Below are 23,359 nucleotides of genomic sequence, written 5' to 3'. Positions count from 1 at the left end.
CTGTTTCTTACCCGCCGAAATCGTCGAGCATGATATCTTCTCGGTCCACGCCCAGATCCAGCAGCATGTTGATGACCGACTGGTTCATGATGGGCGGGCCACACATGTAGAATTCGCAGTCTTCTGGCGCGGGATGGTTCTTGAGGTATTCTTCGAACAGGACGTTATGGATGAAACCGGTATAGCCTTTCCAGTCATCCTCGGGCTGCGCATCCGAAAGCGCGACATGCCAATCGAAATTGTCGAACTCTTCGGCCAGTTGGTCGAAATCTTCGACAAAGAACATCTCTTTCTTCGACCGCGCGCCGTACCAGAAGCTGATCTTGCGATCGCGATTTTCCAGACGTTTGAGCTGGTCAAAGATATGGCTGCGCATCGGTGCCATACCGGCACCACCACCGATGAATACCATCTCTTTTTGTGTCTCACGCGCGAAGAACTCGCCAAACGGACCCGAGATCGTGACCTTATCACCCGGTTTCAAGTTGAAGATGTAGGATGACATCTGACCCGGAGGGATACCTTCCGAGCCCGGAGGCGGTGAAGCTACGCGGACGTTCAGCATGATCATGCCCTTCTCGTCCGGGTAGTTGGCCATCGAATAGGCGCGCTCGATCGGTTCCGCGACAACCGACTCGTACTGCCAAAGATTGAAGCGGTCCCAGTCTTCGCGATATTCCTCTTCCACGTCGAAATCAGTGTATTTCAATGCGTGCGCAGGGGCTTCAATCTGAATGTAGCCACCCGCGCGGAAGTTCACGTCCTCGCCTTCCGGCAGATCCAGCGTCAGCGCCTTGATAAAGGTTGCAACGTTCTCGTTCGAACGCACGGTGCATTCCCATTTCTTGACGCCAAAGACTTCTTCGGGGACTTCGATGTCCATATCCTGTTTCACGGCCACCTGACAGGACAGTCGGTCACCGCACGAGGCTTCGCGTTTGGTGATATGGCTTTCCTCAGTGGGCAGGATCGACCCACCACCCGAATGCACGCGCACCCGACATTGCGCACAGGTGCCACCACCGCCGCAAGCCGAAGGAACAAAAAGCTTTTCGGCCGCCAGCGTTTGCAGCAATTTGCCGCCAGCGGGTACGGAAATGGTTTTCTCGCCATTGATGGTGATGTTCACGTTGCCGGTCGACACCAGCTTGGACCGGGCGGCCATGATGACGGCCACCAGTGCCAGAACGATGACGGTGAAAAGAGCTACGCCTAGGGTAAAGGTTTCCATTGCGCCCTCCTTACAGTTTCACGCCCGAGAAGGACATGAAGGCCATGGCCATCAATCCTGCGGTGATGAAGGTGATACCCAGACCCTGTAGGCCGTCGGGAATGTCCGAATATTTCAGCTTTTCGCGAACACCCGCCATCGCAGTGATCGCCAACGCCCAGCCAAAGCCGGAAGACAGACCATAGGTTGCGGCCTCGGCAAAGTTATAATCACGTTCCACCATGAACAGCGAGCCACCCAGAATGGCGCAGTTCACTGTGATCAGCGGCAGGAAAATCCCCAGCGCGTTGTAAAGCGGCGGGAAGTACTTGTCCAAAACCATCTCGAGGATCTGAACCATCGCCGCGATTACGCCGATATACGAGATCAGGCCAAGGAAAGTCAGGTCCACATCCGGGAAGCCAGCCCAGGCAAGTGCGCCCGGTTTCAGCAAGTAGTTCAGCAACAGATTGTTCGCGGGCACGGTGATGGCCTGCACGACCATGACCGAAATACCCAGACCCAGCGCGGTTGAAATCTTCTTGGACACGGCGATGAAGGTACACATCCCCAGGAAGAAGCTGAGCGCAAGGTTTTCGACAAAGATGGCCTTTACGGCCAGTGAGATCAGACCTTCCATCAGTGGGCCTCTACCTGCTGAATTTTGTATTCACGCTCTTCCACTTGGTTCGGCTTCCATGTGCGGAAGGCCCAGATGATCAGACCGATGATGAAGAACGCTGACGGTGGCAGCAGCAGCATGCCGTTGGGCACATACCAGCCACCGTTGTTGACGGTCTCCAGAATGGTGACGCCGAACAGCGACCCGGCGCCGAACAACTCACGAATGAAGCCGACCAGCAGCAGGATCAGACCATAGCCCATGCCATTGCCCATGCCGTCGATAAAGGACGCAACCGGCGGGTTCTTCATCGCAAACGCCTCGGCGCGGCCCATCACGATGCAGTTGGTAATGATCAGGCCGACGAAAACCGACAGGGTTTTCGAGATCTCGAACGCATAGGCTTTCAGGATCTGATCCACGAGGATCACCAGCGAGGCGATGATCACCATCTGTACGATGATCCGGATCGAACCGGGGATCTGGTTGCGCAGGCACGAGATGAAGAAGGACGAGAACGAGGTCACGAAGATCACCGCCAGCGCCATCACCATCGACACCTGCAGTGACGAGGTCACCGCCAGCGCCGAACAGATGCCCAGCACCTGCAAAGTGATCGGGTTATTGTCGACAAGCGGGTCGACCAGCATCTCTTTCTTGGTCTGAGACATTAGAACTCTCCTGCTTGCAGTTTGGCCAGGAACGGAGCGTAGCCCGCGTCGCCCATCCAGAATTTCACCAGGTTATCGACACCTACCGAGGTCAGGGTCGCCCCTGCCAGAGCATCGATATAGAAATCAGGTCCGGCCGCAGGTTGCGATTTGGACACAGTGATTTGCAGATCACCATTGTCATCGCGCAACTTCTTGCCATTCCACAACGCTTTCCAGCGCGGGTTATCCACCTCGGCCCCAAGGCCGGGGGTTTCGCCGTGCTGATAGAATTGCAGGCCGTAGATATCGTTGCCGTTGTTCTCCAGCGCAATAAAGCCATAAAGCGTGGACCATAGACCATAGCCGTGCAGCGGCAGGATCACCTTGTCCAGATCGCCTGCGTCGTCGCGTAGTAGGTAAATCACGCGGTATTTCGACTTGCGACCAATGCCCGCGGGATCATCGTCCAGCGCAACGCTCAACTCAGGGTCGCTGGCAGCAGCGATGTCGTCGAAGGTGGTCGGGTCGAACCGATCATCGACGAAGTCACCGGTGGACAGTTCCAGCACATGCGGTTCAAAAGCGGCAAACGCTTCGGTCACGTCGATGCCGGGTTCAAAAACGCCCGCAACTTGCAGAACGTTGACCTGTTTGTCTTTCAGTCGGTTGGTTTCCTGTACCGGGCGCAGGCTAACGGCTGCGGCGGAAACGACCATCGAGGCGACAAGACAAACGGCGACGGCGATGAAGATCGTTTTGCCAACCGAGTCCGGCGAGGCCGCCAGAAACTTGGCAATCGCGCCCTTCGGTTCTTGGGAATGCGTATCAGACATGGCGACGCGCCCTCCGTTTAATGTTGGCCTGAACGACGAAGTAATCGATCAGCGGTGCAAAAACGTTCCCGAACAGGATTGCCAGCATCATACCTTCGGGGAAAGCCGGATTGATCACGCGGATCATCACAACCATGACACCGATCAGAGCGCCATAGATATAGCGACCTACGTTGGTGTGGCTGGCTGAAACAGGTTCGGTCACCATAAAGGCCAGACCAAACGCGTAACCGCCCAGAACGATGTGCCAGTACCATGGCATCGCGAACATTGGGTTGGTGTCCGAGCCGATGAGGTTCAGCAGCAGGGTAAAGCCGATAGTTCCGGCCAGACAGCCCACAATCAGCCGGTAATTGGCAATCTTCGTCGTCAGCAGGAAGGCCAGACCGATCATACACGCCAGGGTCGATGTCTCACCAAAGCTGCCCTGAATCTGTCCGAAGAACGCGCTTGACCAGGTGATGCCTTCAGCCGCCAGCGCCTGAACGCCGTCAGCCGCCGAAACCGCCAGTGCAGTTGCACCCGAGAACCCATCAACCGGGGTCCAAACCGCATCGCCCGACATCTGCGCAGGATAAGCGAAGTACAAGAAAGCCCGGCCAACCAGCGCTGGGTTGAGGAAGTTCTTGCCTGTCCCACCAAACACTTCCTTACCTATCACGACACCGAAGATAATCCCCAAAGCAACCTGCCACAGCGGCGTGGTTGCAGGCATGATCAGCGTGTAGAGCATTGATGTGACAAGGAAACCCTCGTTCACCTCGTGCCCGCGCACGGTTGCGAAGATGACCTCGAAAATACCACCGGCGACCAGCGTGACGATATAGATCGGTAGGAAATACATCAGCCCGTGCATGACATTGGCAAAAATGCTTTCCGGGTTCAGCGAGATGCCAAACATCTGCAGAACGGCGATCCGCCATCCAGTTGCGGAATCAGGCCCAAGCGTGGCTATAGCTGAATTGGCCTGATAGCCGGTATTGTACATTCCCCACAGGATACACGGGATCGTCGCGATCACGACATAGGTCATGATCCGCTTCATATCCACGTAAGACCGCGCATGAGGGGCAACGGTGGTCACAGTTTTCGGAGTGTAGATAAAGCTTTCGACCATCTCGTAGATGGGGAAATACTTTTCGTACTTGCCGCCCTTGGTAAAGTTCGGCTCGATCCGATCGAAGAAGCTGCGCAAACCCATTTGGATCAGCCCTCCTTTTCAATCTTGCTCAGGCAGTCGCGCAGCGCCAGCCCGTATTCATATTTCGCTGGACAGGCAAAGCCCACAAGGCCCAGGTCCTCTTCATCCAGCTCCAATGCGCCCAAGGCTTGGGCTGTGTCGGTATCCATCACCAACAAAGCGCGCAGTAACTGTGTGGGCAGGTAATCCTGCGGCATCAGTTCCTCGAACACACCGGTTGGCACCATCGCGCGACGTCCACCATTCAGGTTGGATGTAAAAGCGTATAGCTTCTTGGCAAACGCAGAACCCAAAACGGGCTGAACAGAAAACTTCGATGGCATTGGACGAATCCAGCCCATCGGAATTTGATCGTGATCTTCACGTATGATGCTGATCTGGCGCGCAAAACGACCCAGATAGGCTGTTGGTCCATCAGCTTGCTGACCAGACAGGATTGAGCCCGAGATGATACGCGGCGTGCCGTCCACGTTCACCTCATCACGGGTCAGGTCATCCGTGGATGCACCCATAACGGTGCGCACCAGACGCGGCTGACGCGCCCCGGGACCGGTCAAAGCAATCACAATATTGGGGTCCAGATGACCGCTTTGCATTAGGCGGCCGATTGCAATGACATCCTGATAGCTGATGGTCCAGACCTGCTTTTCACCGGCCAGAGGCTCGAGAAAATGGATATGAGTACCCGCCAGACCAGACGGGTGCGGACCAGAAAACGCCGCCGCTTCTACGCCGGGAACATCTGCTCCGGGGATCGCATCGCCGTCCTTCTGGCACAGAAAGGTTTTTCCTTCGGTCAGTTTGGTGATCGCTGCCAGACCCGAGTTGAACGCCTCGGGCGCTTCAGCGATGATCGACGCGGCATCTGGGGCCAGCGGATCACTGTCCATGGCAGTTACAAAGATTGCTGTCGGCGCGCTGCCCGGCTGCGGCATCTTCGAATAGGGCCGGGTGCGAAACGCGGTCCACAGGCCGGCTGCACACAGTTTGGCGGTCACACCTTCTGCGCTTTCTGCATCGCCAACGTTCGAAAAATCGACGCCTTTGTCATTTGCATCCGACACTTCGATCACAACGCTTTGCAGGACACGGCGGGCACCCCGGTTGATGGCAACCACTTTACCGCTTACCGGCGCAACCATCATCGCCTCTGGTGCGTCCTTGTGGCAGAACAACGGTGCACCCCGTTGAACCTCCTCACCCTCTTGCACCAACATCTTGGGCTTCAGGCCGATATAATCTCCACCCAAAACGCCGACGGTCTTGTAGTCCGGCCCCGGATGGATGGTCTGGTCAGGAGCGCCTTCAACCGGCAGATCCAACCCTTTTTTAAGTTTGAAAGTTTGCATGTCGCTACGTTCTTCCAAGCCTTCATTGCTGCGCCTGCATTGCTGACGCCAGTTGGGGCCATGCAATAACGCGGAAATTCATACCACTTGTCGCGAAAGCGACAAAATGGGTCCAAATTCCGCAGGCATAATTCCGATCACGGACCCTTTACGCGGGGACGCTTCTAAACGCAAACCTGTTACCGCCAAAAGTTATCTTGAAACCGCACTTTCCCGCTATTTGTTCGGCAAAGTGACACATTTCTGGCGCCAAAAAAAGCGTGTCGCACCCACGAAGGTTCCGGTGTAAGCAACCAGAATGGAACAAAACGCAGACCTCGACATCTTTCTAATTGCGACGCCGGGCCTCGAAGCGCCTTTATGCGCCGAGGCGCAGTCGAACGGATTCGCCCAGGCGAAAGAGGTTCGAGGTGGCGTAACGTGCCGAGGATCTTGGTCCGAAGTCTGGCGGGCCAACCTGACCTTGAGGGGTGCGAACAAGGTTCTTGTGCGATTGGGTAGCTTTCCGGCGGTGCATCTGGCTCAGCTGGACAAACGGGCCCGCAAATTTCCGTGGAAAGAGTTCCTGCGCCCGGACGTTCCTATCAAGGTCGAGGCAACAAGCCGCAAATCCCGGATTTACCATGCCGGAGCCGCCCGACAAAGGATCGAACGCGCGATATCCGAGACATTGGGGGCTCCGATCTCATCTGAAGCCAGCCTAAGGGTCCTGCTGCGAATCGAAAAAGACATGTGCACATTGTCGATCGACAGCTCAGGCGAGCTTTTGCACAAGCGCGGGCATAAGGAAGCGATAGCCAAAGCGCCGATGCGGGAAACAATGGCCGCCATGTTTCTGCACGACTGCGGATACACCGGTAACGAACCTGTCCTTGATCCGATGTGCGGGTCAGGCACATTTGTGATAGAGGCCGCTGAAATCGCCTTGGGCTTGCTGCCCGGCCGGTCGCGCAGCTTTGCTTTTGAAGACCTTGCCAGTTTTGATCGCAGCCATTGGCAATCAATGCGAGACGGAACCACCAGCAAGGAAAGTGGGCTAACCTTCTACGGCTCAGACAGAAATGCAGGTGCGATTGAAGCCGCCATTGCGAACGCCAAGCGAGCGCAAGTGAGCCAAGCGACACAGTTTCAGTTAAAGTCGGTCAGTGACATGAAACCCCCGGAAGGCCCAAAGGGGCTGGTAATCGTGAACCCGCCTTATGGTGCGCGGATCGGGGACGAAAAAAGGCTGCGCTCGGTCTATGGTGCAATGGGCAAAGCCCTGATGAGCCGATTTCAGGGGTGGCGGGTTGGAATAGTGACCAGCGCCCCGTCCCTGGCAAGGGCAACGCGCCTGCCGTTATTGGCGCCCGGCCCTGTCGTCGACCATGGCGGAACAAAAATCCGCCTTTACAAAACGGATCCGCTTCGCTGATTCCGAACATTCGAGCCCGAGTATTTTTCACGCGCGATTTCCAGCATCCACGTCTCAGAAACCTCTTGACATCCCAAACGCCGGGTGTAGATCACCCGCCACGGTCGGAGTGTAGCTCAGCCTGGTAGAGCACTGTCTTCGGGAGGCAGGGGTCGGAGGTTCGAATCCTCTCACTCCGACCAATAAAACAAGGCGCCCAAGGGCGCCTTTGTTGTTTTTAAGACAGTGATCCGAGGTTCGTTGAACCTGAGCGTTAGTCGAACTCCAACGCACTGGCAGCCTTACGCAAGTGCTCGGGGCTATAGCGTGCATAAACGGACGCGGTGATCCGAGAGTTTGAATGACCGAGAAACTGAGCAATCTCATCCATCGGAGTGCCTGCCTCCGCCATATGAACTGCAGCTGTGTGCCGCAGCACGTGTGGTGACACATCAAGCAGACCCGCCGCGACTGCGGCCGCCTTGAAGCCTTTCTTGATCGACTTCACAGGTCCGCCAGCCCATTCCACGACATACTCAGATAATGCGGCCTTCTGGGCGTTCAAAAGCGCAGAATACAGGCTCTCGGTCATGGGAACGATGGCTCTGCCCTTCCTCCGTCCGTCACCAGTTCGAAGATTGATCTGACGGCGCTCAAAGTCCACCCGATCCCACGTGAGTTCTAACACAGCCGTTACCCTGGCCGCCGTCGACAGCATCAGCCAAATAGCGAGCTTGATATGCGGTGCGCAGTCGACCGCCAGGAGCTGTGAAATCTCCTGGCGCGTTAGATACCTCTCCTTGGGAGCCGGTTTGCTGGGGCGCTCGATGTAGGGTGCCCTATCAATCAGCCCGGTCTTCTCAGCCCAATTCAAACAGGTCCTTAGCTTGCCAAGCTGTGTCCAGATTGTGCCGTCTTGAATACCTGCCTGCCGCCGATCAGCGATGTAGGCTTTACAGTCTCGCACGCTTATCTGTTCCGGACGAAAGGCGCCAAACCAAGGCAGCACAGAACGGCCAGTGTATTGCATGCTTTCATGCATCGGCCTGCCCTCGACTGTCACACTATAAGCATTCCAAATCGCTGCAACGGTCAGTTCATCCTTTCCGCCTGTCTGGGCGAGGAGGACATCACGGGCTTCGGCCTCCGCGCTTTCGATGGTGTCCGCTTCAAGACGATACCTGCGTCTGCGTCCATCTTCCTCATACCAGACAACGACGAAGCGGTTGTTGAGTTGACCGATGCTGTATTCCTGCACTGCTCATATTCCTCTACTTTGTGTGCGGGGATGCGAAACTGACGGCGAACTCTGAAGTATTCGAGCTGGCCGGACTTGCAGAGCTGACGCACAGTTTCAGAACTGCAGCTCCAGCGCTCTGCGAGAGACTTGGGTGTGTAAGGCGGTGACAAAGTGCCCTCCTCTATTTTGGCAAAATCGCTTACTCTATAGCGTTCTAGACTTCGGATGCGCTTAGGATTTTCGAAAAACTTTTAACTCACTGAAAATAAACAAAAGAAAGTTTATCTCTGTGCTTCAAATCTCCAACTTCAGCATAGGCGTGACCAATCCGCTGAATGATCAATCTTGCTTGGTCTTGCGCCATTTTCTTGTGACTTTCTGCCAATGACAGGCGACCCACTTGCATCCTTTTCTACTGCGTCAAAACTGAAGTTTAGGACCCGGTCGAAACAGCAAATTCCATTTCGACCTACCATTCACTTTTGATCTCGCTATCCTGCGCCCAACTGACAACAAAAAGACGATTTCGACATGCTCACAGGCCCCATCCGTTCCCAAGTCGAACAATTTGGAATGCCTTCTGGTCAGGTGGTGTTTCTAACCCGCTCTCGGTGATCGAACAGATTACTTACCTACTATTCATCAAGCGGCTGGACGATCTGCACATTGTTGAGGAAAACAAGGCCGAAATGCTTGACGTCGAGATGGAGCGTCGCATCTTTCCGGCCGGGAATGACTCCAAGGGTGAGCCATACGCTAACCTCCGCTGGTCGCGCTTCAAGAACTTCGAGTCGCGGGAGATGATGCGCATCGTCGATGAGCATGTGTTCCCGTTCCTGCGTGAGCTGGGCGAGCAAGGCTCATCTTACGGCGCACACATGAAGGACGCGCGGCTTGGATTCTCGAACCCCAGTTTGCTGGCCAAAGTGGTTCAGCAGCTCGATCACATCCCGATGGATGACCGCGACACCAAAGGCGACGTCTATGAATACATGCTCGGCAAGATCGTCAGCGCCGGGCAGAATGGCCAGTTCCGCACGCCACGCCACATCATCCAGCTCATTGTAAACCTGATGGCTCCCACGCCTAAGGATGTCATCTGCGATCCGGCTGCAGGCTCATGCGGTTTCCTTGTGGAGGCGGGAGAGTATCTGCGCAGCAACCATCCCAAGATGCTGATGGACAAGGACAGCCGCCAGCATTTCCATTCCGGTATGTTCCACGGCTTTGATTTCGACAGCACGATGTTGCGGAACCCAAACGGTTTTATGAAAGTCCATATACAGATTTCGACGATCAAGGAATTTCCGGCGTGTTTCCCGCCGAACAAACCAAGCGCATTATCCAGATCGTAAAACGGCTAAATGCTTCGGCTGCGGCTTAACACTCTCTTTTCCCAGTCGCCACTGAAGCAATCGTCTATCACACTTGCCGTCATACCCGCTCTAGTGACTTGAGCATGCGGTCGACATTCTGAGCTGTCCACTTGCCTCCTCTGGTGGTTCGAATACCTCGCGCATTGGCTTCGTCTGCAACATTTTGATTAACCGCCGAGACTTCTCTCCGAAGTAATTCGTTTTTTACGGCTTGGAGCTGTTTTGCAACCGCGATTGATTTGCCCTTCCGGGAATTTAACGATGCTGCTCGGGCGTTAGCTGTATCACCTGCCCGCTCTTGCTGAGCCGGCAAATTCGATTTCTCAGCATGCAGGATAAGGTTGTGAATTTCACCAGTTGAGAAACTTGATAGGGTTTTCTTGTGCTTCACCGAGTATAGACTAGAGCCAAAAACCTGCAGTTCTTCAAGCAGCCGTTCTCGGTCTCCCATTTTTGCTATACGAAACAACCGAGACAAATCATCGAGTCGCACTTTTACGCCATCAACGTCTTTCAAACTAGCGAGGACTTTCTCAAGTCGTGGTAGTGAACGAAGACCCTCAACGCTACGAGCATAGTCGAACACAACCTCGGCTTTGATGCGCGGATTCAGAGATGCAATTCGATCGATAAGTGCCAATTGGGCTTTGGCCGCAGGGTGACTTTTGATCGGCCCGGTGGGGCGATTTCCGTAAGTAAGCAGAACGTAGAATATCATGCTGGCTCCTAATTTTCACGTTTGTGTAGGCCTTCACAAACGTGAAAAGTGTGTTGTGGTGCCGGAACTGACTACACGCGACTTGATCTGGAAGAAACCACTCTGCAATCACTTGATATCCGGAAGCTCCGTTTTCCCTTAAGCTCCCAAAGCCGTCTCTCTACTAATATGTAAATCTCTTACTTAATATTTACATCTAAAGTAGGGCAAAGCTCCTCTTTCCTGCTCAAGATCAAGGCTGTTCCGGACAAAAAGATTGAATCTGCTTTGGAGGTAGGAACTCAAGCGAGCGATCCGGGCATCGGTTACTAATTAGCATGTGAGCATAAATACCTTTCCAGGTCATTTCTAATGATCTGACACTGCTCTAACGTGAGTTTTCGCACGCTGAACGCTTTACGACTGCTTTAATTAGCACCAGGCTGGATGGGGCGATCACTGGCAGCATTTAACGCAGTTTTCGATACACGACAGTGCTCAAATCAAAACGCGCGCCCTGAGCGCTTTCAGCGCTTGGTTGTTCGATCAACATTCCACCATGGCTACAGGAGGTTTGGAACACCCGGACGCGGAGTCGCCAGAATACATCCCCTTCATCATTTGTGGGGATACCTAGAACTTCGATTACGACCGGAGCCGACGAGCGAGCTCAAACGAAACTTATAGCCATTCCTCACGGAATTGCGCGGATGGCAGATTTTCGACAGAAAACCACTTATCAGGCGGACTCGGCTGTTGCTGATCGCCACTGTATTGAACCTGAATTGTCCTTTCCGTTTACTCTTTGGCCGACCAAAACAAAGCCAAAAACTGAAGTTGATCCTATCAACTGCGTGAGGCGCGCTCCAGTTTGGCGACAGCGCTTGTATGGTGTAGAGCAAGCGGTCCTTGCCACGGACCACTTTCACCTTGACCTCGAAGCCTGTTATGTCCGGATCCTAAGAAAAGGCCACGATTTTGGAAGTCGCGGTCATTTCGTTATGGATGGGGCACGTGCAAAAGCGAGCTTTGCGATCAACGAAGCGTTGTCCAAGCCGGCCGACCTCCGCGCGTCCTCCTCATATACTGTGCATTGTTTACGATCACTGGCACACGCCTGATCGAAATCAGGTTTCCATGCAACACAACCATACAATCCATAAAGTGTCGCCCATTGTAAGCTGTGTTTTCCTCAGCGTAAGGACCCGCCTGAGATGTATGACCAAGGTCATTTGTCCGAGATGCTTCTTCTCCCGAATTTCTAACTATCCACTGAAAAATAGCCTCTCGCGGGAAGCGATCTAAGTTCATCAAAGTAAACTTCAGTTTGGTTTTCTTCGGAACAGGACCGACGGTATTGATGCTGGTCGATCTGTTGCCATTGGGCAGGGAGATATCAACTAAGATTTCTGGTTGCGGATACAATACCGGCAGCGACCTGTCCGACTTTACTAGAACCTCATCTTCAGGAAGCGGGAAGAAATGCCCAAATGCTTCCTGCCACAAAAAAGCTCCTGCCAAAGACGTCTCGGCGGCATTGGCGCGTTGGGCAACGGTCTGAAAATCTCTCAAGCGTTGGATTAGGACGCCCATTTGATCGTCGGAAAGACGAGATAAGTCTTCACTTGAATCGACCGGATTTAGAACTCTTGAGTTCGCCTCGAGGCGCGCGATGATAACTTCAATGCAGGCCTGGAGTGCATCGTCATCTTCCCACTTTGAATTGATCCTTGAAGAAATGCAGGCATCGGCTACGAGAACCGTCAGCAAAACTGATGATGGGCGGCCAGTTTCGCCATGGTATCTAAGAATTGACCACGCTTTCATATAACGGATCAGCCGGCGAACGACTGCGCGGTCATCATCAAGAAATTTGTCCCGGAACCAAATGTAGATAGCCTTTGGGTCGCTTTTTACCCATCCGTCTTCAGAAGCAAGCGTTCGATCATCATTAGGTTCATCAAGATGATAGACTGGCACATCTATGTGGAAGTCACCGTTGAACCGAATTCTGTTGCAGTTCTTCTTCGGAGGCTCGACCGATACGACATCATGATCTGTCTCCTTCCCATAGGCCTCGAGCGACGTCTGACAGGCCGCCTTGAGATCATCGGGGCCGTAGTCTCCTGCAGACGCCAAACCCGACCATTTAAAGTAGAGGCCCAAATCGATATCGAACTCTTCCCCCATGAACAACGGACGGACTTGAGTTCGAAATTTGTAAGACCCCTGAAGCCAGGATCGCATCGAAAGTCCCGTTTCGTCTGAGAGTCGGTCTACGAGGAAATCACGCAAGTCGTTCCAGCGTTCTTGCTGCAACGTCATCTGCTCTTCTGTGGGTGTGATCCGTTTGTTTAGAGATTCCTCATCGGCAACCCTATTGTGAAAGAGAGTGCTACATTGACCCATTGATATCTCCAAAAAAACCTGCTGCAGGGGCATCATGGTTTAGGAACTCTGTGACGGCATCCATGGCTCGAGCTTCCTTGCCAGTTTGTTCACCAAGTGCCATCAGAGTGCTGATGGCGTGAGGCGTGGCAGCATCCAGCGCGAGGTCAGCATTCTGCTCTGGCGATTGTTCTTCATCCAGCCGCAGATATCGCTCCTGCAGCCGATGGCTTATCATGAACTCGACCGATTTTTGCTGAGAGGCCATCATTGCCTTGATCAACCGTTGACCCTTCATCCATTGTATCGGACCGAAGTTGCGGCCGGTCTTGTGAGAGAATGAGAACTTTGAGGTGGTGGTCCCTATACTGAGCATATGGATCAGAGATACATCCTGGTGGAGAAAGTGTTCGGCCTCGTGAAGTGCTAAAATGTCCGGAGCGTTGGCAAACAGTCCTCCATCCGCGTGAAGAGCGCCATTCAACTCAGACATCGGCAGGAAAGTTGGAGCCGCAGATGTAGCTAAAGCGACATCAACCACACGCAACCGAGCGTCATATGTTATGTTTTCTTTGTGTGGGGTCTTGAAGACTCGCGGGGCCCCAGTCGACAGATTCACTGCTGGGATGATGACGCGGTGTGAAAGATCCCCGAGTTTCATATCTTTGTGCGGCAGCAGTTCCTCGATCGTTTCTCGCAGCGCATCGCTCGTATATTTAGCGATTCTTCCGTATTTCCAGAGATACTTCGCCATCCCCAATTTGCTTGTCATTTCCGGGCGATCAGGAAAAATGAGCGGGCCACGCTCTTTGAACGCTGATAAAATTTTGCTGGCCTCGACCTCTGCCGCGAGGCCGAGCGCTATAATGCCCCCGACGGACGTCCCAGCCAGAAGTTCCGAAGATCTTGCAATAGGTTTACCACCTGTAAGCTCTTCCAGAAGCGAAAGGACCTTGGCTGAATAGAGACCCAAGTAGCCACCACCGCTTAACGAGAGAATGTTGAATCTCGCAGACATCAATTTTCCTCAAACTATACATTGATTTGATATGCTTAAGCGACAAACTCCGCAACCAAAGATTGTCTTAGTTTCTTGTTTTAGGTGCTCCAAAATAATGGGCTTGCTCAGCGAAAATCTCTAGTGCCCGCTGGATCTTTCGAACCGCGCGCCGAGGTTGGTCCCCATATTAAGCTGAAGGAGGTAGACCAACTAATTCGATCAGATATGTCTAAGGATACAATGTGCAATTCTGCGGACATTAATCTTCAACTTGCAGCAAGTGCTTCACCACCCCATTCTAGGTAGCTTGGTGTCTGTGGAGGAGTTTCGGCGTCATCTGTTATAGACGAATATAAGTGGGGAGCCGAAAAGCAGCACTCCTCTTTAAGATCACCTATCGAATTCCGTCACGCACCTATCTTAAGTTTGTTCGCCCTAGGATTTCCAATTCAACCTTAATAGCCAATCGTCGACACACTAACTCAGGGAATGCTATAGCCTATGGGAGGTTTCGATTATCCAAACGCAGTGGCGCCAGAACCCATCCCCTTAATCATGCGTAAGGAAACCTAGGACTTCGATATTGTAAGGATCTGGCAAACGGGTCTGAGCGAGGCGCTGAGCCATTCCTCGCCCGCTTGCGTGATTGGGCCTATTGTTTGCGACTCAGCACCCATTAGACAGATCCGGCTGTTGCTGATCTCCATTTTTTCAAACCCAAATAGTCCCTTCGGCTCACGCTCTGGCCAACCACAACAGAACCAATAACTATGGCTGCTCCTATAGACTGAGTGATGCTAAGCGTTTGTCCCAAGTATAGCCAGCCGAGCACGACAGCTATAACAGGACTTATCATGCCGAGCATCGAAACTGCACTGGGTTCCAGGCGCGCTATGCCACGAAACCAAAGAGCATAGGTTGCTGCAGCACCGATCAACCCAAGCCAAATAAGCCCGGCGACATTTGTCGCGCTGAGCGCAGGTAAAGGCGGCTCAAGGAACATCGCGACTGGCAGCAGTATCAAACCACCGGCTGTTAATTGCCACGCTGTGAAACTCAGCGCCGAAACCGGAGGTTGCCATTTCCGGCTGAGAACAGTGCCAGCAGCCATTGACGCGGCTCCTCCCAAACCCGCTGCTATACCGATCCAATCAAGTTGTGCTTCTGGCCCGATCAGCAGCAGAGACACACCCATTACGCCAGTCGCGGCGGCGCCGAGTGCACCAAGTCGTATTGGGGTTCCCAGCCATCCCCACGCCATCAAAATCACGATCATTGCTTGCAAAGATCCTAGGGTGGCGGCCACACCACCGGGTAACCTATACGCAGCAACGAAGAGGAGCACCCAGAACAGAGCGAAATTGAGGCTGCCTAAGACGAAAGTTCGACCGAGCCATTCGCGTGGTGGAACGCAGCGCGTCACTGCAAGTAACAACAAGCCAGCAGGCAAAGCTCGTAACGCAGCCAGGGTAATCGGATAGCCAGCCGGGAGCGCTTCGGTAGTTACCAGATAAGTGCTTCCCCATACCGCTGGGGCGAGTGAGGTGAGAAGAATATCGGTTGAGCGTGACATGGTATGTCTCCCGGCTGAGGCGTTTGAGAATTTGAGTGAGACGTCAGAGGTGCGCGGGTTACGCTGCTTCCGCTTGGAGGTTTGATCCAACGAGGCACGCTGCAATCCTTGCAACATGAGCGCCCTGGAACCGCGCTCCGGCAAGGTCAATTTCGCTAGGTGTGCGGGAACCATCAGCACCGGCGATCGTTCCGGCACCATATGGTGCGCCGCCAATGATATCTTCTGATGTAGTCTGGCCAGCAAATGTGTAGGGCATTCCGGCAATCAGCATCCCAAAGTGTTGAAGAGGGACTTGCGTTGTCAGAAGGGTGGCCTCGTGCCCGCCATGTTGCGAACCTGTTGATGCAAAGACCGCTCCGACCTTACCAACCATTGCATTCCTGGCCCAAAGCCCTCCCGCCTGGTCAAGGAAGGACTTCATTTGGCCAGCCATCATGCCAAATCGGGTCGGTGTTCCAATGATGATTGCATCATAGTTTTCCAGATCGGTCGGCAAGGCGGCAGGTGTATCATCTACGACATAGCCAGCCTGCTGACGGACCTCTTCAGGGACGGTTTCGGGCACACGACGAACGTCAACTTCAGTGCCGGGAACACTTCTGGCGCCTTTAGCTTCGGCATCGGCCAATGTGCGGACGTGGCCATAGCTTGAATAGTAGAGAACGAGAATACGTGACATAGGATACCTCTCAGGGCTGTGACTTGTTCCCTGAGAGAATGGAATTTGTTGCGCCGCCAATTAAGGCACGCTCTTTGACATCACTCTTTACCTGTATTGAATAATGTCAGGACCTGAGAGCCAGGCGCAGATGATCAAGAAAGGCTGTAACCTTGGCGTCCATTCCCAAGCGAGATGCTGTAACGGCGAATACTTCTGGCGCGGGCAATTCGTGGTCAGGAAGAACTCTCACCAAAGCCCCGCTAGCTTCAGGAGCATCAGAAACGAACTCAGGCAGGGTTCCAATACCTTGCCCCGCTATCAGCAGATCGCGCAAAACGAGGCTATTGCCAACCCGCACGCGCGGATCAAGCTCTAATGCTGTGACACCGTTGGCGGCCGAGAGCTTCCAGCTCGTCAAATGATCAGCAAGCAAAAAGCCGATAATCGCGTGGTTTTGCAGATCCGCCGGCTGGGTCGGCGTCCCACATCGCTCCAAATAGTCAGGAGACGCAAAAATCCGCTGTCGCATCACGCCGATCCGTCGCGCAACAAGGGCCGAATCCGGCATCGCGGCTCGGATTCGTATCGACAGATCGAACCCGCCCTCGACCATATCGATCACCTTGTCGTCCATCGAAAGAGTAAATCGCAGATCTGGATAGGTTTTCAAGAACTCTGGAAGCATCGGTGCGATGACGGTTTGGCCGAAGGAACTTGACGCATTCACCCGAAGGTGCCCACGCACCGCTTTTGAACCTTCCCTGATGGTCTGTTCCGTTTTTTCGACCGCGTCGAGAATTCCAATTGCATCTTGGTAATAAAGACTGCCGGTGTCAGTTAGTGACATGGATCGGGTCGTTCTGGTGAGCAGGACGGTTCCCAGACTTTCTTCCAGAAGCTTGATTTCTCTGCTGAGAAGCGCGGGAGAAACACCAAGGTCCTCCGCCGCACGGGCAAAACTACCGCGTTCAACGATACGGCGAAAAGCTTGCATCACTGACAGTTTGTCCAAGTTATCACCCTTCGAAAAAGCTGCTTTTGATGTGTTACGCGATAGATCGGGTCTACGACATGCCCAAACTCACATTCTTTCAGGTCGAGCTGATCCGTTCAATTCTGTTTGCGGAGCATCCACCACACCTGTGAACTTGAGCTCGGGAACAGTTTTCGGTTCTGAGAGCTCCTCCCTACAATCTCCCGTCACCAGCCTCCCTATTAAATTACCAGCTTTTAGGACGGACCTAGCACTACTTTGCATATCTAGGCACAGTCAGCCTCTATACGGTGCAGCTCACTTTTCACGACTAATCCCCACTATTAGCAATCGTCGGATTCTACTCTCCGGAGTAGCTCAATACACTGCCTGGCATAGACGTGTGCTTTCGCTCTCAATGTGGTTCTCTCTCAGGAGCGTTGTGAGCAGGCCTGAGTTACGTCCGTTCTCTTATGTGTGTCTGGGTCGTCTGGCCTGTGTTTCGTCGCTGTGCGCACTTTTCTGGCCTGTCTTCGGATATGTGTTTTCCGAGAACCGTTGTTTTTATGGGTTTGTCTGATTCAAAGGTTTACATTTCTCCGGAAAAATCCCGATTTCGGTCCGGATCTGTCAACTTAATGTAAACTTAGTGTAAACCTTTGGCCTGATTTTGGGGTGTTTTTGAGGTCGAAAGGTTTACATCCGTCGATCTCGCGAGGGGCAGATGTAAACCTTTGTCAACCTTATGCAACCATTGAGGAGTGCGGGGAATCCACATTGCGAAGAGCAATTTGAAACGCACCTTCTCTTTTGTCTGTAATCCGGTAGCTATCAAGGAGACACTAAAAGAGAAAATTTGGCGAGCAATGATAACGAACGGTCAGGTGGACATTTCGCGCTTTCTTGAGCGCTGTGTATCGATTGACCTGGAAGTGGATCCTAAATCCGCTCGGATATTCGCATTGGCTGCCACAACGAACTATGACTCCCGACCGGCTCTAGTTGAAAAAAGCAGCTCCGCCTCAGCACTGTCGCAACTCGACACATATTGTAAAGGTTTCGACAGTGTCATCGGCCACAACATCTTGCACCACGACCTGCCCCACCTGGCCGCTGCTGCGCCCCGCTTTGCCGCCTTGGCAGAGGCACCAATCGACACACTCTGGCTCAATCCTTTGGCCTTCCCGCGCAACCCCTATCACCATTTAGTCAAACACTATCAAGACGGACGGTTGCAAACGGGTCATGTCAACGATCCCGAAAAGGATGCACGTCTGGTCTTCGAGGTTCTGCAAAACCAGATCGAGGCGTTCGCCAAGCTAAACACCACGACTCCAGATGCGCTGACAGCCTATCATTTCCTTGCCACACGCCCCTCACGCAGCGGAGGGTTTGACGCTCTTTTTACTGCTGTGCGAGGCACTAGCAGACCCAATAAACAAGAAGCTTTTGACGCCGTTCGCCGCCTTTTGGCTGGACAAGTCTGCTTGCATCGGCTCGAACAGACTCTTAGCCGGATGGAAAACCCGAACCTTGCCTGGCCTTTGGCCTATGCCTTGTCGTGGATTTCTGTTGCTGGCGGCGACAGCGTCATGCCTCCCTGGGTTCGCATGCAATTCCGCGAAGCTTCTCTGATTGTGCGTCACTTGCGAGAGGCTGCTTGTAACGATGACTCTTGCCAATGGTGTGTCGAACACAACGATCCTAAAAGGGCGCTGGATCGCTGGTTCGGCTTTCCGTCCTTCAGACCCGAACCCGTGGACGAATTCGGTCAACCGTTGCAGGAACGCATTGTGGCTGAGGCGATGGCAGGCAAAAGCGTTCTGGGCATCCTTCCAACCGGAACTGGCAAGTCAGTCTGCTATCAGATTCCAGCCCTTTCACGGTTCGACAAGACCGGTGCGCTAACCGTCGTTATCTCACCGCTAGTCGCACTCATGGCCGATCAGGTGCAGGGCCTGGCGAGAGCCGGTATATCTTCCGCCGTCACGATCAATGGCCTTCTGTCGCTGCCTGAACGTCACGACGCTCTGGACAAAGTGCGCATGGGTGATGCTGCGATCTTGATGATTTCACCCGAACAGCTTCGCAACAAGTCAGTTCGTAGCGCTCTGGCACAACGCGAAATTGGCCTTTGGGTGCTAGACGAAGCACATTGCATCTCAAAATGGGGCCATGATTTCAGGCCCGACTACCGCTACGTCAGCCGGTTCATCAAAGAAAACTCCGGCGACGCCCCCGCTCCGATACTTTGCCTTACCGCCACTGCCAAACCCGAGGTAGTGCGCGATATAAGAGAGCATTTCAAAACACGACTGGATCAGGATCTGATCCTGCTGGACGGTGGTGCCTCGCGCACGAATCTTTCTTTTTCGGTGCGTGAAACCCAGCGTGCGACGAAACTCGCAGATATATTGAACGCGATCGAGCAGGGCTTGCCCGCCTCTGGCGTCTCCGGAGCCGTGGTTTATTGCGCGACCCGAGGTGCGACGGAACGCGTAGCCGAATTCCTAAAACAGCAGGGTGTCAGCGCCGAACGTTTCCACGCTGGCCTACCTCCCGAAGAAAAGCACGAGATCCAGGAGCAATTCCGGACCGGCGAATTGCGCGTGATTGCTGCGACCAACGCCTTTGGCATGGGCATCGACAAACCTGACATCCGCCTCGTAGTCCACGGCGACGTGCCAGGCTCGTTGGAGAATTACTTACAAGAGGCAGGACGCGCGGGACGCGACCGCGACCCCGCTAGCTGCGTGTTATTGTTCAACACCGAGGATGTTGAACGCCAGTTCAGCCTTTCGGCCCGTTCCCGCCTCGCGCGGCATGAAATAGGTGCCATCCTTAAAGCGCTGCGTCGCTTGGATATACGCACTCGAGACGAAGGTAAGATCGTCGCCACTCCTGGCGAGATTGTGCGAGAGGAAAAGGACTTTGAATTTCTGCGCGATAACAACACTGAAGACACGCGCGTAAAAACAGCTATTGCTTGGCTCGAGGAGGCGAGCCTGTTGCGGCGTGAAGAAAACAGCGTGCAAGTCTTCCCCGCCTCTTTACTCGTGCGCGATGTGAATACCGCAGCCACGTTGTTGGAAAAGGCAGATATCTCGGGCGCTCGGCGCAAGCAACTGCTGGCGATAGTGCGCCATATCGTAAACACACCAGTGGGAGAAGGTGTTTCCACCGACGAATTAGCAGGAACTAGCGGGCTCTCCTCCGCTGAGTTGCGCAAGGCGCTGACCGATCTGGAGGCGATTGGAATTGCCAGCGACGACACCAATATAACCATTTTTGTGCACTATGGCGTGACCGACGCATCGCAAGCCCGGCTGGATCGGGCCGCGCGACTAGAAGAAGACCTAATCGCCGTGATGCGCGAAATGGCCCCAGATGCCGATCAGGCTGAACCGATTCCGTTCAACCTCTCCATTGCCTGTCAGGAGTTGCAACAGCGCGGCCATGGCGAGGTGCGTCCGTATCTGGTGGAGACCCTTCTGCGCGGTATGGCACAGGATGGACGTGATACGGAGGGAGGGCGTGGCAACCTTTCTCTGCGTAAATCAGTGCGCGGTAGCATCCTTGTGCGACTTCAACAGTCTTGGCGCTTTGTCGCTCAAACCGCCGAGTTGCGCCATCAGGGCGCACAACGCCTGCTGGCGCATCTTCTGACCCTCGTGCCGAAAGGCACACACGGCAAGGACATTCAGGTCGAGACCACTCTGGGAGCGATGCTGTCCACGATTACCGGCGACACGCTTTTGCGCGCCTGCATCAAAGACCCAAACCGCTTAATGGACCGATCACTTTTGTGGATGCATGAACAGCAGGTGGTTACGCTGGGACGCGGACTGTCCATCTTTCGCCCTGCCATAACGGTGCATCTTGGCTCCAAAGGAGGTGGTTTCACCGTCCAGCATTTCGCACCACTCGAGGAACACTATGACGAACAAACCATCCAAACCCATGTGATGGCAGCCTACGCGGAAAAAGGACTGGAAAACATTGAGACAGCGCAGCGCTTGTCCGACGACTATTTCGTGCTGGAGCAAGACGCCTTCATGCGCCGATGGATGCCGGGGCGCGGGACCGAATTCCGGCGTCAGGCCACTGGCGCCACCTATAAGGCAATTGTCGACAACCTTGGCAATCCGGTGCAGCAAAAAATTGTGCGTGACAACCGGGAACAAACCAACGTCCTTGTGCTGGCAGGACCAGGCTCGGGCAAAACACGAGTCCTGGTTCATCGCATCGCTTATCTGCTGCGCATCAAACGCGAGGATCCCCGCGGTATCCTCGTGCTGGCCTACAACCGTCACGCAGCCGCTGAAATACGTGAACGCCTTCGCCGGTTAGTTGGAGATGACTCAACCTTAGTAACCGTCTCAACGGTGCATTCACTGGCTATGCGCTTGGTCGGAGCTAGTTTCGCGGGCATTCAAACAGCCGACATCCCCGATTTCAAAGGTCTATTGCAAAAGGCTGCGGCACTGCTTCGGGGCGACGGTCTAAGCAAGCAAGAGGCCGAAGCGCTGCGTGAAACACTGATACAGGGGTATCGCTGGATTTTAGTTGATGAATATCAGGATATCGGTCCAGATGAATACGCGCTGATCGCTGCTGTGGCAGGGAGAACTCTGGATGATCCCGATCTGCAACTCAGTCTCTTTGCCGTGGGTGATGACGACCAGAACATTTATGCCTTCTCCGGTGCATCGATCCGCTACATCCGCCAGTTTGAACAGGACTACGCAGCAAAACCGGTTTTCTTAACCGAGAACTACCGCTCTACCGGTCATATCGTCGCCACCGCCAATGCCGTGATCGCTGGGGCAGCCGCGCGTATGAAACTTGGCCATGATATTGCCGTAGATCAGGCCCGGACGAAGGCTGACGCCGGTGGATCTCTGGCCAAATTGGATCCAGTAGCACAGGGCCGTGTGCAGATCCTTGAGTGCCCCGCTGGTAATGAAGAGCAAGCTATGGCCGCACTAGACGAGTTGATCCGCCTCTCTCGTCTCGACCCCGATTGGACATGGTCACGCGCCGCGATTATCTCCCGCGATTGGCGAAAGCTGATACCGGTGCGCGATTTTGCCGAAAACCTCGGAATACCGGTTGAAATGGCTAACGAAAACATACCTAGCCTATGGCGGATGCGCGAGATGCAGACGTTTGTCAAAGCCCTACGCGAGACACCCTCAAAGCTTTACTCGATCAATCAGTTGACCGAAGTGCTGAACACACTTTCGCATTCGCGCTGGACCGATCGTATTGGTGAAGGACTGGGCCTACTGGCACGCGAGGTTGGATCGCGCAGCCTACCCGTCCCAGACATTGTCGAATGGTTCGCGGAATGGTCCCGTGATAGCTGGGATGAACAAAGAGGGTTAAAGCTGCTGACGGCCCACCGCGCAAAAGGCCTGGAATTTGACGATGTAGTTATACTCGATGGCGGGTGGGAGAGGCCCTCGCGGTCCGAAGATCAGGACGCACCCCGTCGACTGTTCTATGTGGCTATGACACGTGCCCGCCGCAGCCTTGTAGTAATGAGCAACGACAACCATGAATACCTACCAACAGGAGCACCTTCAGTTCTAACCCGTAGCGTGACGCCTGACATGAACGCGTTGCCTGGTCCCCGTCGTTTTTTTCAGGCGGCTGAGGCGCGGATGGTTGATCTTTCCTATGCTGGACGCCTGCATCCAGGCCACTCTTCTCTGAGTGCTGTTAATGCGGCACGCGTCGGCGATGCAGTGTTATTGGTAAAGGACGGCGACCGCTGGTTGCTACACAACGAAAAAGGGCAAGTGCTGAGCCGCATGTCCAAATCCTTCACACCCCCGCCAAATACCAGATTTGATCGGGGTGAAGTCGCCGCTATCCTTACATGGCGAAAGGAAGACTCAGGTGAAGCCTTCCAGCACACTCTCCGCCGCGATGCATGGGAGGTGGTTTTGCCGGAGCTCGTTTTCGTGTCCGTCAACTAGGACATCACCAACAGTTTTCATGCCTCAAGAGGGATCCAACGAAGCTCAGCACTTCAATCATTCCTCACCGCCGTCATGCTATGGGTTTTCATCGAGCCGCCTGAGGCCCGCATAGACGCCGAAGTAACTGCACCCGGTGCAAAGTAATGCCGGGATCACTTTCATTGCTAACATCGCGCAGGAAGCGCAGCCAGGCGCGTTCG

The 23,359-nt window shown here is 54.1% G+C and carries 16 protein-coding genes, 1 tRNA gene and 1 pseudogene; 4 read left to right on the top strand and 14 right to left on the bottom strand.

The genetic code is table 11. The annotated features are described in order from the left end of the window. Positions 1-7: 7 nt before the first annotated feature. Genes nqrF through ACXADZ_RS22295 form a run of 6 tightly spaced genes read right to left on the bottom strand, consistent with a single transcriptional unit; the run spans position 8 to position 5,868 of the window. Positions 8-1,231 carry an NADH:ubiquinone reductase (Na(+)-transporting) subunit F gene (gene nqrF, locus ACXADZ_RS22320; RefSeq protein ID WP_171094931.1) on the bottom strand — a complete coding sequence of 408 codons (1,224 nt, stop codon included), beginning with the start codon at positions 1,229-1,231 and terminating at the stop codon, positions 8-10. A 10-nt stretch (positions 1,232-1,241) separates the two neighbouring features. Then, positions 1,242-1,850 carry an NADH:ubiquinone reductase (Na(+)-transporting) subunit E gene (nqrE, locus tag ACXADZ_RS22315; RefSeq protein ID WP_050603817.1) on the bottom strand — a complete coding sequence of 203 codons (609 nt, stop codon included), beginning with the start codon at positions 1,848-1,850 and terminating at the stop codon, positions 1,242-1,244. After that, positions 1,850-2,503, bottom strand: a complete 654-nt coding sequence (locus ACXADZ_RS22310) for an NADH:ubiquinone reductase (Na(+)-transporting) subunit D (RefSeq protein WP_152460184.1) — start codon at positions 2,501-2,503, stop codon at positions 1,850-1,852. The genes nqrE and ACXADZ_RS22310 overlap by 1 nt, the downstream gene beginning before the upstream one ends. Continuing rightward, positions 2,503-3,318 carry a Na(+)-translocating NADH-quinone reductase subunit C gene (locus ACXADZ_RS22305; protein ID WP_171185346.1) on the bottom strand — a complete coding sequence of 272 codons (816 nt, stop codon included), beginning with the start codon at positions 3,316-3,318 and terminating at the stop codon, positions 2,503-2,505. Before ACXADZ_RS22305 ends, ACXADZ_RS22310 begins: the two co-directional genes overlap by 1 nt. Continuing rightward, positions 3,311-4,519, bottom strand: a complete 1,209-nt coding sequence (locus ACXADZ_RS22300) for an NADH:ubiquinone reductase (Na(+)-transporting) subunit B (RefSeq protein ID WP_475200029.1) — start codon at positions 4,517-4,519, stop codon at positions 3,311-3,313. The genes ACXADZ_RS22305 and ACXADZ_RS22300 overlap by 8 nt, the downstream gene beginning before the upstream one ends. A 5-nt stretch (positions 4,520-4,524) precedes the next feature. Further along, positions 4,525-5,868: a Na(+)-translocating NADH-quinone reductase subunit A gene (locus tag ACXADZ_RS22295; protein WP_475200027.1), complete on the bottom strand. Its 1,344-nt coding sequence runs from the start codon at positions 5,866-5,868 to the stop codon at positions 4,525-4,527. Between the two features lie 298 nt (positions 5,869-6,166). Between ACXADZ_RS22295 and ACXADZ_RS22290 the strand changes: the two genes are divergently transcribed. Then, complete coding sequence (locus ACXADZ_RS22290) at positions 6,167-7,282, top strand: THUMP domain-containing class I SAM-dependent RNA methyltransferase (RefSeq protein WP_475200025.1); 1,116 nt, start codon at positions 6,167-6,169, stop codon at positions 7,280-7,282. 105 nt (positions 7,283-7,387) lie between these two features. Beyond that, positions 7,388-7,464: transfer RNA gene (locus tag ACXADZ_RS22285), tRNA-Pro, on the top strand. A 71-nt stretch (positions 7,465-7,535) separates the two neighbouring features. On the opposite strand, the gene ACXADZ_RS22280 is transcribed toward ACXADZ_RS22285, so the two are convergent. Then, complete coding sequence (locus ACXADZ_RS22280) at positions 7,536-8,519, bottom strand: tyrosine-type recombinase/integrase (protein WP_475200024.1); 984 nt, start codon at positions 8,517-8,519, stop codon at positions 7,536-7,538. A 17-nt stretch (positions 8,520-8,536) separates the two neighbouring features. After that, positions 8,537-8,671 (bottom strand): annotated as a pseudogene (locus ACXADZ_RS22275) (excisionase family DNA-binding protein); the annotation flags it as partial. Positions 8,672-9,112: 441 nt separating this feature from the next. On the opposite strand from ACXADZ_RS22275, the gene ACXADZ_RS22270 reads away from it, so the two are divergent. Beyond that, the gene (locus ACXADZ_RS22270) at positions 9,113-9,856 is read left to right on the top strand and encodes a type I restriction-modification system subunit M (RefSeq protein WP_475200023.1); all 744 of its coding nucleotides are present in this window, start codon (positions 9,113-9,115) and stop codon (positions 9,854-9,856) included. Between the two features lie 79 nt (positions 9,857-9,935). On the opposite strand, the gene ACXADZ_RS22265 is transcribed toward ACXADZ_RS22270, so the two are convergent. The 6 genes from ACXADZ_RS22265 to ACXADZ_RS22240 all read right to left on the bottom strand — a co-directional run bounded on the left by ACXADZ_RS22265 (position 9,936) and on the right by ACXADZ_RS22240 (position 17,211). Next, on the bottom strand, positions 9,936-10,595 hold the full coding sequence (locus ACXADZ_RS22265) for a hypothetical protein (protein WP_475200021.1): 660 nt from the start codon (positions 10,593-10,595) through the stop codon (positions 9,936-9,938). 1,014 nt (positions 10,596-11,609) lie between these two features. Then, entirely contained in the window at positions 11,610-12,983 is a 1,374-nt protein-coding gene (locus tag ACXADZ_RS22260) for a CBASS cGAMP synthase (RefSeq protein ID WP_475200149.1), read from the bottom strand. Beyond that, positions 12,970-13,980: a CBASS cGAMP-activated phospholipase gene (locus tag ACXADZ_RS22255; RefSeq protein WP_475200019.1), complete on the bottom strand. Its 1,011-nt coding sequence runs from the start codon at positions 13,978-13,980 to the stop codon at positions 12,970-12,972. The genes ACXADZ_RS22260 and ACXADZ_RS22255 overlap by 14 nt, the downstream gene beginning before the upstream one ends. Positions 13,981-14,638: 658 nt before the next feature. Continuing rightward, positions 14,639-15,535, bottom strand: coding sequence for an EamA family transporter (locus ACXADZ_RS22250; RefSeq protein WP_475200017.1), 897 nt, complete (start codon positions 15,533-15,535; stop codon positions 14,639-14,641). A gap of 58 nt (positions 15,536-15,593) precedes the next feature. Beyond that, positions 15,594-16,217, bottom strand: coding sequence for an NAD(P)H:quinone oxidoreductase (gene wrbA / locus ACXADZ_RS22245; protein WP_475200004.1), 624 nt, complete (start codon positions 16,215-16,217; stop codon positions 15,594-15,596). Positions 16,218-16,323: 106 nt separating this feature from the next. Continuing rightward, the gene (locus ACXADZ_RS22240; RefSeq protein ID WP_170333266.1) at positions 16,324-17,211 is read right to left on the bottom strand and encodes a LysR family transcriptional regulator; all 888 of its coding nucleotides are present in this window, start codon (positions 17,209-17,211) and stop codon (positions 16,324-16,326) included. Positions 17,212-18,056: 845 nt separating this feature from the next. On the opposite strand from ACXADZ_RS22240, the gene ACXADZ_RS22235 reads away from it, so the two are divergent. Then, positions 18,057-23,156 carry a RecQ family ATP-dependent DNA helicase gene (locus ACXADZ_RS22235; RefSeq protein WP_475200015.1) on the top strand — a complete coding sequence of 1,700 codons (5,100 nt, stop codon included), beginning with the start codon at positions 18,057-18,059 and terminating at the stop codon, positions 23,154-23,156. The last annotated feature ends 203 nt before the right edge of the window (positions 23,157-23,359 follow it).

The organism is Ruegeria sp. ABM4_193 (assembly GCF_056158705.1).
Note: the sequence above shows the minus strand (reverse complement) of the source record. Positions and strands in the feature narration are given on the sequence as shown.

What these genes read in the sequence shown, in the direction of transcription:
- ACXADZ_RS22300 (WP_475200029.1), bottom strand. Translation starts at nt 4,519, where the DNA reads ATGGGTTTGCGCAGCTTCTTCGATCGGATCGAGCCGAACTTTACCAAG.
- ACXADZ_RS22260 (WP_475200149.1), bottom strand. Translation starts at nt 12,983, where the DNA reads ATGGGTCAATGTAGCACTCTCTTTCACAATAGGGTTGCCGATGAGGAA.
- ACXADZ_RS22250 (WP_475200017.1), bottom strand. Translation starts at nt 15,535, where the DNA reads ATGTCACGCTCAACCGATATTCTTCTCACCTCACTCGCCCCAGCGGTA.
- nqrE (WP_050603817.1), bottom strand. Translation starts at nt 1,850, where the DNA reads ATGGAAGGTCTGATCTCACTGGCCGTAAAGGCCATCTTTGTCGAAAAC.
- ACXADZ_RS22265 (WP_475200021.1), bottom strand. Translation starts at nt 10,595, where the DNA reads ATGATATTCTACGTTCTGCTTACTTACGGAAATCGCCCCACCGGGCCG.
- nqrF (WP_171094931.1), bottom strand. Translation starts at nt 1,231, where the DNA reads ATGGAAACCTTTACCCTAGGCGTAGCTCTTTTCACCGTCATCGTTCTG.
- wrbA (WP_475200004.1), bottom strand. Translation starts at nt 16,217, where the DNA reads ATGTCACGTATTCTCGTTCTCTACTATTCAAGCTATGGCCACGTCCGC.
- ACXADZ_RS22310 (WP_152460184.1), bottom strand. Translation starts at nt 2,503, where the DNA reads ATGTCTCAGACCAAGAAAGAGATGCTGGTCGACCCGCTTGTCGACAAT.
- ACXADZ_RS22295 (WP_475200027.1), bottom strand. Translation starts at nt 5,868, where the DNA reads ATGCAAACTTTCAAACTTAAAAAAGGGTTGGATCTGCCGGTTGAAGGC.
- ACXADZ_RS22255 (WP_475200019.1), bottom strand. Translation starts at nt 13,980, where the DNA reads ATGTCTGCGAGATTCAACATTCTCTCGTTAAGCGGTGGTGGCTACTTG.
- ACXADZ_RS22305 (WP_171185346.1), bottom strand. Translation starts at nt 3,318, where the DNA reads ATGTCTGATACGCATTCCCAAGAACCGAAGGGCGCGATTGCCAAGTTT.
- ACXADZ_RS22290 (WP_475200025.1), top strand. Translation starts at nt 6,167, where the DNA reads ATGGAACAAAACGCAGACCTCGACATCTTTCTAATTGCGACGCCGGGC.